At 62.8% G+C, this 14,453-nt stretch carries 14 protein-coding genes; 12 read left to right on the plus strand and 2 right to left on the minus strand.

Going from position 1 to position 14,453, the window contains the following annotated elements; translation table 11 throughout:
* The first annotated feature begins 186 nt into the window (after positions 1–186).
* The 7 genes from ACQVLG_RS14885 to ACQVLG_RS14915 all read left to right on the plus strand — a co-directional run bounded on the left by ACQVLG_RS14885 (position 187) and on the right by ACQVLG_RS14915 (position 8,336).
* On the plus strand, positions 187–1,470 hold the full coding sequence (locus ACQVLG_RS14885; RefSeq protein WP_474295362.1) for an extracellular solute-binding protein: 1,284 nt from the start codon (positions 187–189) through the stop codon (positions 1,468–1,470).
* Between the two features lie 43 nt (positions 1,471–1,513).
* Entirely contained in the window at positions 1,514–2,509 is a 996-nt protein-coding gene (locus ACQVLG_RS14890; protein ID WP_474295364.1) for a carbohydrate ABC transporter permease, read from the plus strand.
* The gene (locus tag ACQVLG_RS14895; RefSeq protein WP_070282696.1) at positions 2,506–3,324 is read left to right on the plus strand and encodes a carbohydrate ABC transporter permease; all 819 of its coding nucleotides are present in this window, start codon (positions 2,506–2,508) and stop codon (positions 3,322–3,324) included. The genes ACQVLG_RS14890 and ACQVLG_RS14895 overlap by 4 nt, the downstream gene beginning before the upstream one ends.
* Positions 3,325–3,349: 25 nt before the next feature.
* Entirely contained in the window at positions 3,350–4,723 is a 1,374-nt protein-coding gene (locus ACQVLG_RS14900; RefSeq protein ID WP_474295367.1) for a GH1 family beta-glucosidase, read from the plus strand.
* A 1-nt stretch (position 4,724) separates the two neighbouring features.
* Positions 4,725–5,765, plus strand: a complete 1,041-nt coding sequence (locus tag ACQVLG_RS14905; RefSeq protein ID WP_474295369.1) for an ABC transporter ATP-binding protein — start codon at positions 4,725–4,727, stop codon at positions 5,763–5,765.
* A gap of 107 nt (positions 5,766–5,872) precedes the next feature.
* On the plus strand, positions 5,873–7,630 hold the full coding sequence (locus ACQVLG_RS14910; RefSeq protein WP_474295371.1) for a TonB-dependent receptor: 1,758 nt from the start codon (positions 5,873–5,875) through the stop codon (positions 7,628–7,630).
* The gene (locus ACQVLG_RS14915) at positions 7,512–8,336 is read left to right on the plus strand and encodes a TonB-dependent receptor domain-containing protein (RefSeq protein ID WP_474295654.1); all 825 of its coding nucleotides are present in this window, start codon (positions 7,512–7,514) and stop codon (positions 8,334–8,336) included. The genes ACQVLG_RS14910 and ACQVLG_RS14915 overlap by 119 nt, the downstream gene beginning before the upstream one ends.
* Positions 8,337–8,419: 83 nt before the next feature.
* Here ACQVLG_RS14915 and xseA read toward each other — a convergent pair whose 3' ends face one another.
* Positions 8,420–9,781: an exodeoxyribonuclease VII large subunit gene (gene xseA / locus ACQVLG_RS14920; protein WP_474295373.1), complete on the minus strand. Its 1,362-nt coding sequence runs from the start codon at positions 9,779–9,781 to the stop codon at positions 8,420–8,422.
* 316 nt (positions 9,782–10,097) lie between these two features.
* Positions 10,098–10,229: a hypothetical protein gene (locus tag ACQVLG_RS14925; protein WP_265334726.1), complete on the minus strand. Its 132-nt coding sequence runs from the start codon at positions 10,227–10,229 to the stop codon at positions 10,098–10,100.
* An 881-nt stretch (positions 10,230–11,110) separates the two neighbouring features.
* Between ACQVLG_RS14925 and ACQVLG_RS14930 the strand changes: the two genes are divergently transcribed.
* The 5 genes from ACQVLG_RS14930 (at position 11,111) to kdsB (ending at position 14,215) form a co-directional block, all read left to right on the plus strand.
* Positions 11,111–11,713 (plus strand): MotA/TolQ/ExbB proton channel family protein, encoded by a 603-nt coding sequence (locus ACQVLG_RS14930; RefSeq protein WP_230538447.1) that lies wholly within the window; start codon positions 11,111–11,113, stop codon positions 11,711–11,713.
* Positions 11,710–12,150 (plus strand): ExbD/TolR family protein, encoded by a 441-nt coding sequence (locus ACQVLG_RS14935; RefSeq protein ID WP_096234339.1) that lies wholly within the window; start codon positions 11,710–11,712, stop codon positions 12,148–12,150. The genes ACQVLG_RS14930 and ACQVLG_RS14935 overlap by 4 nt, the downstream gene beginning before the upstream one ends.
* A gap of 94 nt (positions 12,151–12,244) precedes the next feature.
* Entirely contained in the window at positions 12,245–13,300 is a 1,056-nt protein-coding gene (lpxK, locus tag ACQVLG_RS14940) for a tetraacyldisaccharide 4'-kinase (protein ID WP_474295375.1), read from the plus strand.
* Complete coding sequence (locus ACQVLG_RS14945) at positions 13,281–13,457, plus strand: Trm112 family protein (RefSeq protein WP_010395789.1); 177 nt, start codon at positions 13,281–13,283, stop codon at positions 13,455–13,457. The genes lpxK and ACQVLG_RS14945 overlap by 20 nt, the downstream gene beginning before the upstream one ends.
* A 2-nt stretch (positions 13,458–13,459) precedes the next feature.
* Complete coding sequence (kdsB, locus tag ACQVLG_RS14950; RefSeq protein WP_474295377.1) at positions 13,460–14,215, plus strand: 3-deoxy-manno-octulosonate cytidylyltransferase; 756 nt, start codon at positions 13,460–13,462, stop codon at positions 14,213–14,215.
* Positions 14,216–14,453: the final 238 nt, after the last annotated feature.

Raw genomic sequence — 14,453 nt, forward strand, 5'->3', positions numbered from 1 at the left:
GGCTCAAATGAGGAATTTTGCGCTTTCTCATAGGAGAACACGCGCCACGGCGTGCAACTTGCCACGCCACCCTCGATAAAAATGACAACTTTTTCGGTTGACTTGATTTTCTTTGCGGTGTTAAATGGACGCATGTTGTGAAAACGTTTTCAAGATAGAAGACGCTCAATAAACGGAGATGAAATAATGAAGTCAAGCATCCTTGGCGCCGCCCCCCTGGCCGCGCTGACCCTGGCCTGTGGCGTGGCCGCCGCAGCCGCCCCGCCTGCCGCACCGTTGCCTGCCCTGGCCCCCGCCACGATCACCGTCGCCTCCTTTCCCGACCTGGACCGCGCCGTCAAGACGGCCTTGCCCCTGTGGGAAAAGCTGTACCCGCAAGTAAAGGTCAAGCTGGTCAGCCTGCAGATCGACGACCACCATAACTCGATGACGACGGCGCTGGCGGCCGGCGCGCGCCTGCCCGACGTGATGGCCATCGACTTCCGCTATGTCGGCAGCTTCGCCGAATCGAAGGGCATGGAAGACCTGTTGCAAGCGCCATACGGGGCAGGGCAGTACCGCGCCCAGTTCGTGCCGTTCACCTTCGTGCAGGCGACCAGTTCGCGCGGCACCCTGGGCGCCATGCCGGCCGACCTGGGGCCGGGCACTTTGTTCTACCGCAAGGACTTGATGGACAAGGCGGGCATCAAGGAAAGCGATTTGACGGCTTCGTGGGAATCGTACATCGCCGCCGGCAAGAAGCTCAAGGCCGCCACGGGCACCTATCTGCTGGCCGGCGCCAGCGACCTGGCCGACATTTATATCCGCGCCAATCTGAAAGATGGCGAAGGCATTTACTTTGGCGACAAGGGGCAGGTGCTGGTCGACTCGCCCCGCTTCGTCAAGGCCTTCGAACTGGCCAAGGCGGCCAGGATCGCCGGCATCGATGCGCGCACCGTGGCCTGGACGGGCGAGTGGGCCGAAGGTTTTAAACGCGACAAGGTGGCCAGCCAGATGATGGGATCGTGGCTCAGCGGCCACCTGGCCAAATGGCTGGCGCCCGATTCCAAGGGCCAGTGGCGCGCGGCGAACCTGCCGGCCGGCGCGCTGGCGTCGTACGGCGGCTCCTTCTACGGCATCCCGAAAAAGGCGGCCAACAAGGCGCAGGCCTGGGAATTCATCAAGTTCATGACCGTTAACAAGGATATCCAGCTGCACTCGCTGAAAGAGATCGGCGCCTTCCCGGCCCTCAAGGCGGCGTATGCGGATCCCATGATGGACGAGCCGCAGCCGTATTTCGGCGGCCAGAAGACGCGCCTGCTGGCGCGCGACACGGCGGCGAAGATTCCCGTCATCCGCGTCGACAAGTTCGACGCCGTGGCGCGCGACATCGTCAACATGGAACTGGAAAGCGTGCTGGCGCAAAACAAGGATATCAAGACGGCCCTGGCCGACGCCAAGGCCCTGATCACCCACCGCGCGCGGCGCTAGGAAACAGCATGACTCTTGATACTGATCAAACCGGGAGCCGGCCATGAACGCACCTTCCGCATCGCTGGCGCAAGGCGCGCCCGTCTCGGCGCGGCCGGCACGCAAGCGCTTCAACATGAAAAAATGGGCGCCGTATATCTTCATCAGCCCCTTCTTCATCCTGTTCGCCGTCTTCAGCCTGTTCCCGCTGCTGTTTTCCATCTATTTGTCGTTCAACCAGTGGGAAGCGGCCAGCGGCGTGGAAGCCATGCAGTGGGTGGGGCTGGACAACTACAAGTACGCCTTGAGCGACCCGTGGTTTTTGCGCTCGCTGGGCAATACCGTCTGGCTGGCGCTGGCCTCGGGTGTGCCGCAGCACCTGGTCGCCATTCCGCTGGCAGCCTTCATCCACAACAGCTTCAAGCGCTCGCGCAACCTGGTGATCGGCATTTACTTTTTACCGTTCATCACCTCCAGCGTGGCCATCGCCATGGTCTTCAACACCCTGTTCTCGCGCGACTATGGCCAGATCAATGTGCTGCTCCAGTGGTGCGCCAGCCTGCCGCTGGTGGGCGGGCTGTTTCCGGCAGAATCGATCGACTGGCTGGGCAGCTCGCTGTTCATCAAGCCGGCCGTCGCCTTCGTGATTTTCTGGCGCTACCTGGGCTGGAATCTGGTGCTGTACCTGTCCGCGCTGCAGGTCATCCCGAAGGATTTATATGAAGCGGCCACCATCGACGGTGCGTCGAAACGCCAGCAGTTCTGGTACATCACCCTGCCGCAGCTGCGCCCCATGATCTACCTGGCCGTCACCTTGACCATCATGGGCAACCTGCAGCTGTTCGAGGAACCGTTCGTGCTGGTGGCCGAATCGAGCGGCGTAAGCCAGTCCGTGATGACGACGGCCATCTTCGTCTACAAGACGGCGTTTTCCTCGGGCGACTTCGGCACGGCGTCGGCCATCTCCTGGCTGCTGTTTTTGATCATCGCCAGCACCACCTGGGTGAACAACCGCATCTTCAGCCGCAACGAACGCCGAGAAGCCAAGGAGGCCAAATGAAGACTACCCGCTGGACGGCCTACGCCATGGTGGCCATCGGCGCCCTGATCATGGTCGCGCCGTTCTACTTCATGTTCGTCTTCGCCACGCACACGAGCGCCGAGATCTACAGCCTGCCGCCGCCGCGCTGGTTCGGCACGGCCCTGCTGAACAACATCGAGCTGCTGCAGGAGCGCCTGCCGTTCTGGCGCAATATCGGCATCAGCCTGTACGTGGCCCTGATGACGACCGCGCTGACCCTGTTCTTTTGCTCGCTTGGCGGCTATGCGTTCGCCATGTACGAATTCCGCTTCAAGCGGCCCCTGTTTACCCTGGTGATGGCGTCGATGATCATCCCGTCGTTCATGAACATGATCCCCACCTTCATGCTGATGGATTTCCTCGGATGGCTGGACCAGCCGCGCGCCCTTTACGTGCCGGGCGCGGCCGGCGCGCTGGGCATCTTCCTGATGCGCCAGTACATCGGCACGGCCATCCCGAAGGATTTGATCGAGGCGGCGCGCATCGACGGCTGCGGCGAGTTCGCTATCTACTGGCGGGTCGTGCTGCCGCTGATCGGCCCCGCCATGGGCACCCTGGGCCTGATCACCTTCATCAACTCGTGGAACAATTTCATCACGCCGCTGGTCGTCATGCGCTCCGTCGAGAACTACACGATCCCGCTGGCCCTGCGCAGCATGCAGGCGCCGAACAACACGGAGTGGGGCGCGCTGATGACGGGCGCCGCCATCGCCGTGCTGCCGCTGCTGCTGATGTTTTTTGTCGCCTCGAAGCGCCTGATCGAGGGCCTCACGCAAGGCGCCGTCAAAGGCTAGAACTTTCTTAACCACTCACACTGACATGACCACCATGCATAACGACGACACCGATACCAACTTCCCCGCCGCCTTCACCTGGGGCGTGGCCACCAGCGCCTACCAGATCGAGGGCGCGGCCGCCATCGACGGCCGCGGCCCGTCCATCTGGGATACCTTCAGCCACACGGACGGCAAGATCATCGACGGCAGCAATGGCGACGTGGCTTGCGACCACTATCACCGCTACTTTGATGACGTGGAGCTGATCGCCAGCCTGGGCGTGAACGCCTACCGCTTTTCCATGTCCTGGTCGCGCGTCCAGCCCACGGGTTCCGGCGCCTGGAACGAGGCCGGCTTTGATTTTTACTCCCGCCTGCTCGACGCCCTGGCCGCCAAAGGCCTCGAAGCGCATCTGACCCTGTACCACTGGGACTTGCCGCAAGCGTTGCAGGACGAGGGCGGCTGGCTCAACCGCGCCACCTGCTACCACTTCGCCGCCTACGCGGCCGAGGTGGCGCGCCGCTTCGGCCACAGGGTCGCCAGCATCGCCACCCATAACGAGCCGTGGTGCACGGCCGTGCTGGGCCACGGCACGGGGCAGTTCGCGCCCGGCATGGCCGACCCGGCCGCCGCCGTGCAAGTGTCGCACCATCTGCTGCTGTCGCATGGTCTGGCCATGCAGGCCATGCGCACGGTGAACGCGCCGGCAAAGCTGGGCATCGTGCTCAATCAATGGACGGCCACGCCGGCCACCGACAGCGCCCAGGACCGCGAGCTGGCCGAACTCGAATATGCGCGCTCGGTGCAGTGGTATATGGACGCCATCTTCAAGGGCCGCTACCCGGCCCTGGCCCTGAAACACGCCGACGCTTCCGCTTTGGCCATCTTTGAAAACGATTTCATAGATATTAAACAGCCCATCGATTTCCTCGGCGTGAACTACTACACGCGCGCCTTCATGAGCGCCGAGACGCCGCCGCGCAAGCCCGAATGCAAGCTAGGCGTCAACGACATGGGCTGGGAAACCTATCCGCAAGGCTTGACGGAGCTGCTCGTGGGCCTGCACCGCGAATACCGGCTGCCGCCCGTCTACATCACGGAAAACGGCATGGCCGTGGCCGACAAGCCCGTCGGCGGCAAGATCCATGACCAGGCGCGCATCGAGTACGTGCGGCTGCACCTGGATGCCTTGCGCGCCGTGATTGCGCAGGGTATCGACGTGCGCGGCTATTTCTACTGGAGCCTGATGGATAACTTCGAGTGGAACTCGGGCTACGCCAAGCGCTTCGGCATGCTGTACGTCGATTACGCCACGCAGCAGCGCAGCTTCAAGGACAGCGCCCTGTGGTACCGCGACTTCATCGCCGCGCAGCGCGCCGTGCATGCCGATGCGGCCGTCCTGGCCGGGGAGCACTGAGATGGCCGCCATTTCCCTGCGCGGCATCCGCAAGACCTACGGCGACGGCCCGGAAATCGTCAAGGGCCTGGACCTCGATATCCATGACGGCGAATTCATGGTCTTCGTGGGGCCGTCCGGTTGCGGTAAATCAACCCTGCTGCGCATGATCGCGGGTCTGGAAGACATCAGCGCGGGCCAGCTGCGCATCGGCGACCTGCTGGCCAACGACGTGGCGCCGGCCGAGCGGGGCATCGCCATGGTGTTCCAGAGCTACGCCCTGTATCCGCACATGACGGCGCGCGACAACATGGGCTTTGCCTTGAAATTGGCGGGCCAGCCGGAAGCCGAAGTGCGCGCCGCAGTCGGCAAGGTGGCCGAGATTTTGCAGATCACGCACCTGCTCGACCGCAAACCCAAGGCCTTGTCGGGCGGCGAACGCCAGCGCGTGGCCATCGGCCGCTCCATCGTGCGCCAGCCCAAGGTGTTCCTGTTCGACGAGCCGCTGTCCAACCTCGACGCCTCGCTGCGCGTGCAGACGCGCATCGAGCTGGCCAAGCTGCACCAGGAACTGGGCACGACCATGATCTACGTCACGCACGACCAGGTCGAGGCCATGACCCTGGGCGACAGGGTCGCCGTTTTCCACGGCGGCCACCTGGAGCAGGTGGGCGCGCCTTTGGCCCTGTACCGCCATCCGGCCAGCCAGTTCGTGGCCGGCTTCATCGGCGCCCTGCGCATGAACTTTTTGCCGTGCGCCGCCGTCCCCGCGCTGGCCAGCCAGCTTGGCGGCGCGGCGGGCATGCTGGTCGGCATACGCCCCGAACACCTGCGCCTGGTGCCGCGCAGCGAGGGCTATGGCGCCACGGTCACCCTGATCGAACAGCTGGGCGACGCGCAGATCATCCACGCGACGCTCGAGGGAAGTTCGCAAGCGGTGGCCATCAAGCTGCACGGCGAGGCGCGCCACGCGCTGGCGCAGGGCAGCGCCATCGGCTTCGCGCCGGAAGAAGGCCATGCCTTTCTGTTCGACACGGCCGGGCGCGCCGTGGCCACCCATTGACCCCGCACGGAGGCGACATGACTTCAGATTGACACCCAAAAAATGTGCAGCAGTAGCCAAAGAGCTATGTGATCATCATTCAACCAGCGGTACAGGAGACAACAACAATGCAACAGCTCAAACGCAATACCATCGCCCTCAGCCTGGCGCATGCGACCTTCGCCCAGTTCATCTTGCTGGGCAGCGGCGCCGCCATGGCCCAGGAAGCGGTCAGCACCACGGCAGCCACCGACGCGGCAAAACCGGCCGCCGAACAGATGGACCGCATCGTCGTCACGGCCACGCGCCGCAATACCTTCGTGCAGGAGACGCCGCTGGCCGTCACCGCCTTCAACCAGGACACCCTGCAAAACAACCAGGTCAAGGACCTGGCCTCGCTGGCCACCATGGTGCCCAGCCTCGTCGTCGAGCAGCATGGCGACTCGGGCGGCGTGCACGTCTACATGCGCGGCGTCGGCTCGGCCAACCACACGGAGCTGGGCGACCCGGCCGTCGCCTTCTATGTCGACGGCGTGTATTCGCCGCGCCCCCAGGGCGCCACGGCGCTGATGTACGACTTGAGCCACGTCGAGGTGGCGCGCGGACCGCAGGGCACCCTGAACGGCCGCAATTCGACGGCCGGCGCCGTCAATCTCGTGTCGGCCGCGCCAAACACATCGAAGTTCATGGGCTCGGCCGGCATCACCGTGGGCGATTACCGCCACCTGCAGACGCAGGGCATGCTCAATATCCCGTTCTCCGACGACGTGGCGCTGCGCATCGCCGCCATCAAGGATAGCCATGACGGCACGGTGGACTTCCGCCGCGGCTCGAACGTCATGCCGGGCACGGCCAAGTATGGCGCCGGCGACCAGATGGGCGTGCGCGCCTCGCTGCTGTGGAAGTTCACGCCGCAGCTGCGCGGTACCTTCATCGCCGACTACTTCCTCGACCAGGGCGCCGGCAACGTCTACCTGGCGGCCGAACCCAAGCCGGGCGAGAAGCTGCGCTCGGCCCTGATCGATACGCCGGGCACCCTGGACCAGTCGATCCTGACCTACAAGGGCAAGCTCAATTACAAGCCGACGGATGCGCTGGACTTTACTTACCTGGGCAGCTGGAGCCGCTACAAGCGCCAGAACAGCAACGATGCCGATGCGGGCCTGTTCCCCGGCTTTAAGTCGGAAAACCGCACCGACTGGGCGCAGTTCGACAGCTATTCGCACGAACTGCAGGCGCGCTCGGACGACGATGCGCCATTCCAGTGGGTCGCCGGCCTGTTCCTGTTCAATGAAAAGAACAAGGTGCGTTTCGATATCGACCGCAGCCAGATTTCGCAGGCGGCCGTGCAGCAGGATATCGCCAACGGCGCCGTGATCTTCGTGCAGCCCACGGTGGGCCAGTATGCGTCGGCCATGTCCTTCATTCAGGGCGACCGCCAGCTCAAATCGAAAGCCGTGTTCGGCCAGGTCAGCCAGCAGCTGACGGACCAGATCAAGCTGACGGCCGGCGCGCGCTACACGAAAGACCATAAATTCGACGTCGGCGGCCAGAACTGGGCTTGCCCGAACTGGCCCGCGCAACACGCCACTGGGCACCACCGTGCTCACTGCCGACCAGCTGCGCCAGCTGGTCACGCCCGGCACGGGCCTGGCCAACACGCACAATATCGGCCCCGGCGGCGCCATCACGGCGGCCGCCTGCGGCAATACGCCGGGCGACAATACGGCCGACCTGAAATACGGCCAGGCCACCTGGCTGGGCCGCATCGAGTACAAGCTGCGTCCCGATATTTTGCTGTTCGGCTCCGTGACGACGGGCTTTCACTCGCCGGCCATCGGCGACGGCGGCGCCACCACCAAGCCGGAAAAGCTGACCAGCTATGAAATCGGCTTCAAGTCGGATCTGCTGAACCGCGAACTGACCCTGAACCTCGATGCTTTCCTGATGAAGTACAAGGACAAGCTCGAATCGCAGGTGGTCAACAGCGTGCTGGCCAACTTCAATGCGGCCGGCGCCACCGTCAAGGGCCTGGAAGCGGAATGGGTGTGGCGGCCGACGAAGGTCGACCGCCTGACGGGCAACGCCACCTGGCTCAAAGCCGTGTATGACGATTTTCTCTCGTGCGACGTCGATGCGGCGCGCGCGAATGGCCAGTCCTGCGGCTCGACGGCGCCATTGGTGAACGTGGGCGGCAGCACCATGAAGCATGCGCCGAAGTTTTCCACGACGGTCCAGTACGAGCACGATTTCACGGTCGCCGGAGGCCAGCTCACGCCGCGCGCTTCGGTGCACTATGAAACCATGTCGTATGTGGGTGCGGGCGCGTTCAACGGTGACGTGCCGGGCCATGCGGGCGTCAAGCGCCAGGAAGCCTACACGACCCTGGACCTGAGCCTGCGCTTCCAGCCGGCCAACAAGGCGTACACGGTGGAAGCGTTCGTGCAGAACGCCACCGACAAGGCGGTCAAGCTGGACGTCAATGAAATCTGCACGGATGTGGGCATGCCATGCCAGCCCACGCAGCAGATCTACGGCGCCTTCTACAACGCGCCGCGCACGTTTGGCGCGCGCGTGTCGATGAAGTTTTAAATGAGGTAGTGTGAAAGAGCAGTTGCAGTCGCAGTCCACTCAGTAGGGGAAGGTGTTGGGCCGGGGAGCTTCCCCGGCCTTTTTTACTCTAACGTCGCCTGCACGCTGGCGATGCCGATCTGCGCGCTGCCTTCGGCCAGGCGCACGTTGACGTTCTGGCGCGCCTGCAGCTGGGCCGGCGAGCGCACGATGGCGCCTTTTTCGTCGCGCAGGATGGCGTAGCCGCGTTCCAGCGTGCGCTGCGGATTCAACAGTTCCAGCTGCGCCGCCAGGCCGTCGAGGCGGTGGCGCCGCTGGCTGACCAGCTGTGCCATGGCCGCGCCGCCGCGCCGCTGCATGTCCACCAGGCGGGCGCGCGGCGCCGTAACGTCTGGCCGCAAGGCCGTCCAGCGCGAACGCAGGCGTTCGAGCGCGTACTGTGCCTGGCTGACTGGCGCGCGCGCCGCATGCGTCATGGCCGTGGACAGGGCCAGCAGCTGCAAACGCTGCTGCCGCAGCTGCGCTGTCGGGTTGAGCAGGCGGCGGCTGTGGCGGTCCAGCGTCTGCGCCGCATCGTCGAGGCTGCGGCGCATGGCGCGGCGCAAGTCCGCCGCATCGGCGCGCAGGGACGCCATCCAGTCGGCGCGCGGCGTGGCCGCCAGTTCGGCCGCCGCCGTCGGCGTGGCCGCGCGCAGGTCGGCCGCGAAGTCGGCAATGGTGAAATCCGTCTCGTGGCCCACGCCGCTGATCACGGGCATGGAACAATCGGCGATCGCGTGCGCCACCGCTTCATCGTTGAACGACCATAAATCCTCGATGCTGCCGCCGCCACGGCACACTAGCAGCACGTCGCACTCGGCCCTGGTCGATGCCGTGCGGATGGCGTGCGCGATTTTTTCCGGCGCCTGCTGGCCCTGCACGGGCGTGGGATACAGAATGATGTTGACATGCGGCGCGCGGCGCTTGAGCGCGATCAGCACGTCGCGCAGGGCGGCCGCCTGCGGGCTGGTGACGATGCCGATGCTGCGCGCGAACATGGGGATGGCGCGCTTGCGTTCCTGGTCGAACAGGCCCTGCGCGGCCAGTTTTTCCTTCAGGCGCTGGAACGCTTCGTACAGGGCGCCCACGCCGGCGCGGCGAATGGCTTCCACGTTGATCTGGTAATCGCCGCGCGCGCCGTACAGGGTGACGAGGGCGCGCACTTCCACCTTGTCGCCTTCGCGCGGCGTGAAGCCGGCAAACTGGGCGCGGCCGCGGAACATCACGGCGCGCACCTGGGCGCCATCGTCCTTCAAGGTGAAATACCAGTGGCCGGAAGCGGCGCGCGTGAAGTTGGAAATCTCGCCGGCGATCCAGGTCAGGGGGAACGAGCGCTCGAGCAGGCGCGCGACGGCCTGGTTCAGGGCGCTGACGGTCAGCACGGGCGGGGCGGCAAAGCCGCTGTCAGTCGGGGTGTCGTTCATCATCAGGCAAGGGGAAAGAAGAAAGCTGTCCACATATTATCGGCGAGGTCATGCTTATGTCATATATCGTGCAAAACAACAAGATCTATTTCTAAGTAATTGATTTCATGCAGAATTCCCGCATGCCTGATTTGCGTGCACAGGGAAAAAATCCTTTAATATCAAGCACATCAGTGCAGCCCCTGCCACTTACGCACAAAGTTATCCACAGAAAGTGTGCGGAACTTTTTGCCTTGGACAAACATGGCCGGCTAGGCCTTGATTGAGCGATAAAAATGCCTTGCTACATTTTTGCGCACGGAAATAAAGTGTATAGGAATCAAGTGCTTAGTATGCCATGCATGGCCTTGCGCACAATCTTATCCACAAAAAATGTGCAGAACTCTGGCACGGCAGCGGATTTAGCCAGCGGAATGCCCATGGCATGGCTTGCCTGAATTTTGCGCAGCATAAAAATAGCCATATAGATCAATGGTCTAGCGTGCAGTCGTGCGCCTTGCTCACAATCTTATCCACAGAATATGTGCAAAACCGCATAAATCGTTTCGTCTTTTCCCCGGGTTTTCCAGTGTGTGAGCAGGCGCTTGCGCTGCCTTATTTTTTAGCATTGAAAAAAACTCCTTTAAAATCAATGCTCTTGCATGGAGTCAATCGGCTTGCTCACAATCTTATCCACACTTTATGTGTGAAACTGGCTTCGCGGTGGAAAACTGCGTTTTTGAAGTCAAATCGGACGCTGAAAACCCAGCTTTTCAGCCCTTGCTACATTTTTATGCACGGCAATAAAAACGATATAAATCAATGTACTTAGCGTCTATCTTTGAGCTTGCGCACAATCTTGTCCACAGATTGTGTGCAGAACTTTGACGCTCCTTCTGCCGCCGATTGCGCGCTGCCTGCCACTTTTTTACTCATTGATTTAATTTTGTTTAAAATCAATGACTTAGATGAATTGCACGGCTTTGCGCACAATCTTGTCCACAGTAAATGTGCAGAACTCTTCAGGTATTAATTTATTGACATTGACTACTGGCGATAAGCTGCTATGCCTGTATTTTGCGCAGCACGATAATTTTCATGTAAATCAATGACTTGCATGCTGGACTTCATGCTTGCTCACAATCTTATCCACACAAAGTGTGCAAAACTGAGCGCCAGCGACACGCGCCTGCCGCGCCGTGTGGACAAGTGCCATGCAGGCGCCACTTGCCGCCGGCGCGGCAACGCGCTACATTGCGCCATTCCTGCGCGGACGTACAATCGGTCTTCGGCGCTCGGTACAATACAGGCTGTCCGGGTGGTCCGCCGCCTTCCCTTTACCAGGAGTTTCTTTTGCTCGCTATATTTCAAGCCGCTGGCTGGCCCATCTGGCTGTTGTTGATCGCTTCCATCGTCGCCCTGGCCCTGATCATCGAGCGCCTGCTGTATTTGCGACGTGCCAAGATCCTGCCCCGCAAGCTGTTTGATGAAGTGGTGCAGGTGTATCGCAGCGGCAAGATCACGCCGGACACGGTGGCCAAGCTGGAAGACAATTCGCCGCTGGGCGTGGTGCTGGCCGCCGCCTTGCGCAACGTCGACGCGCCGCGCGAAGTGATGAAGGAATCGATCGAAGAGGCGGGCAGCGGCGTGGCCCACACGCTGGAACGTTTCCTGACGACCCTGGGCACCATCGCCACCCTGGCGCCGCTGATGGGGCTGTTCGGCACGGTGATCGGCATGATCGAGATTTTTGCCTCGCCCGGCGCCACCGCGTCGAACACGGCGCTGTCGCACGGTATTTCCGTCGCCTTGTATAACACGGCGTTTGGCCTGGCCATCGCCATGCCGGCCCTGATCTTCTACCGCCACTTCCGCGCCCTCGTCGACAGCTTCGTCATTGATATGGAGCAACAAGCCGTCAAGTTCGTCGACATCGTCCACAGTGGCCGCAAATGAACTTCCGCAAAGGCAAGGGGCGTGAAGACCCCGAAATCAACCTGATCCCGTTCATCGATGTGTTGCTGGTGATCCTGATCTTCCTCATGGTCAGCACCACCTACAGCAAGTTTACGGAGCTGCAGATCACCTTGCCGACGGCCGACGCCGAGCAGGCCAAGGATAAGCCGCAGCAGATCGACGTCACCATCGATGCCAAGGGCAACTACACGGTCAACCGCGAACCCGTCTCGTTCCGCGACGTGGCCGGCCTGGCCGATGCCCTGCAGAACGCGGCCAAGGCTGCCAACGGCGGCAAGGCGCCCGCGCAGACGCCCGTGGTGGTGGTCAACGCCGACCAGTTCGCCATGCACCAGATGGTCATCCACGTGATGGAAGCGGCGCGTCTGGCCGGCTATGAAAAGCTGACGTTCGCGGCGCAGGCGGGCGGCAAGTAAGGCCAACCCCCAACCCCAACCGAAGTGCCGGGGTCGGACCCTCAGGGTCCGACCCCAGGTGTCGATTTTGGGTTCCAATTTTAGTTGACACCCCATGCCCACATCCTCCCCCGCCAAGCTTGAAACCACACTCACCCGCGCCTGGCTGACGCGCGGACCGCTGGCGTGCGCGCTGTGGCCCGTCTCGCTGCTGTTCGGCGCCCTGAGCAGCGTCAGGCGCGGCCTGTACCGGGCAAACATCCTGAAATCGGCGCGCCTGCCCGTGCCCGTCGTCGTCGTCGGCAATATTTTTATCGGCGGCACGGGCAAGACGCCGCTGACGATCTGGCTGGTGCAAGCCTTGCGCGACGCGGGCATGCGCCCGGGCGTCATTTCGCGTGGTCACGGGAGCGCCGACCGGTTGCCGCGTGCCGTCACCGCTGCTTCCACGCCGCAGCAGGTGGGCGACGAGCCGCTGCTGATCTTCCAGCGCGGCGGCTGCCCCGTGATGGTGGGGCGCGACCGCGCGCAAGCGGGCAGGGCGCTGCTGGCGGCGCACCCGGACGTCGACGTGCTGGTCACGGACGACGGCTTGCAGCATTACGCCTTGCAGCGCGACGTGGAAATCGTGCTGTTCGACGGCCGCGGCGCGGGCAATGGCTGGCTGCTGCCGGCGGGACCGTTGCGCGAATCGCCGCGCCGCCGGCGCGACGTGACGGTGATCAATGCGCCCGCGCTGGCGCCGGCGCTGGTGGACCAGGTCGCGCCCAAGGGCTCGCTGGTGGTGCAGATGCTGCTCGATGGCGGCGTGGCCGAACGCCTGCTCGACCGCAGCGAGCGCATGCGCCTGGAAACCCTGGCGGCCAGCGGCCGGCGCATCGTGGCGGCGGCCGGCATCGGCAACCCCCGGCGCTTCTTTGCCATGCTGCGCGGGGCCGGATTGGATTTTACGGAACTGCCTTTGCCCGACCATCACGACTTCCTCGACCAGCCATTTGCGGCACTCGACACGGATGTGATCTTGATCACCGAGAAGGATGCAGTAAAATGTGCGCAAATTGAACATCTCAAAGATGACCCGAGACTGTGGGTCGTCCCCGTCAGTGCGCGCATCGATAGCGCGCTGGCCCAACAAATTGTGGAGAAATGTCGTGGACGCTCGACTGCTTGATATCCTGGTCTGCCCTGTTTGCAAGGGTCCGCTTGAACACGATAAGAAGGCGCAGGAACTGATTTGCCGCGCCGACCGCCTGGCCTATCCTATCCGCGATGGCATCCCCATCATGTGGGCGGACGAAGCGCGCACCCTGCAAGACGCAGTGGAATAACGATGGCGTTCATCGTCATCATCCCGGCCCGCCTGGCTTCGACGCGCCTGCCGAACAAGCCGCTGGCCGACCTGGGTGGCAAGCCCATGGTGGTGCGCGTGGCTGAGCAGGCGGCGCTCTCTGGCGCCGCGCGCGTCATCGTCGCCACCGACCATGCATCCATCCGCGACGCCTGCGCCGCGCATGGCGTGGAAGTGTGCATGACGCGCGCCGACCATCCGTCGGGCACGGACCGCATCGCCGAAGTGGCGCGCACGCTGGCTTTGCCGCCGGACGCCGTCGTCGTCAACCTGCAGGGCGACGAACCGCTGATCGATCCGGCCCTGCTGGCCGCCTGCGCGGCGCAGATCAGCGCCGCCGTCCCCATGGCCACGTGCGCCCATCCGTTGCACGACGTGGTCGACGCGTTCAATCCGAACGTGGTGAAGGTCGTGCTGGACAAGAACGGCCGCGCCTTGTATTTCTCGCGTGCAACGATTCCGTGGCACCGCGACGGCTTCGCCCAGTCCCGTGAAAACTTGCCGCAAGGCTACGTGCCGCTGCGCCATATCGGCCTGTATGCGTACAGCAATGCATTTTTGCAAGAATATCCGCAATTGTCCGCATCGCCGCTGGAAGCCATCGAGGCGCTGGAGCAGTTGCGCGTGTTGTGGCACGGTGTTGCCATCGCCGTTCACGTCACGGACTCGGCGCCGGCCGCCGGTGTCGACACGCCGGAAGATCTTGCCAGGGTGCAAGCCCACTACGGCGCCCTGTAAGCGCTACCCGCAAAACGGCAGGCGTGCAAATATAATTTGTACGCCTGCAGCAAAAACCACATTTTGAAACGTCCGCCTCGCTAATTGCTGGCTTTGATCAATCAGGGCATAGCATAGCAATTCGATAGCAAACTGGCGCTCTGGGGATTTTTTGTGGTAAGTTTCGTAGGGAAAGATAGCCATAGCAACACCATCTAAAAATAATTACACATACCACCATCCAAAATCTGTTTTTTAG

This window comes from Janthinobacterium sp. TPC_1 (assembly GCF_056037845.1).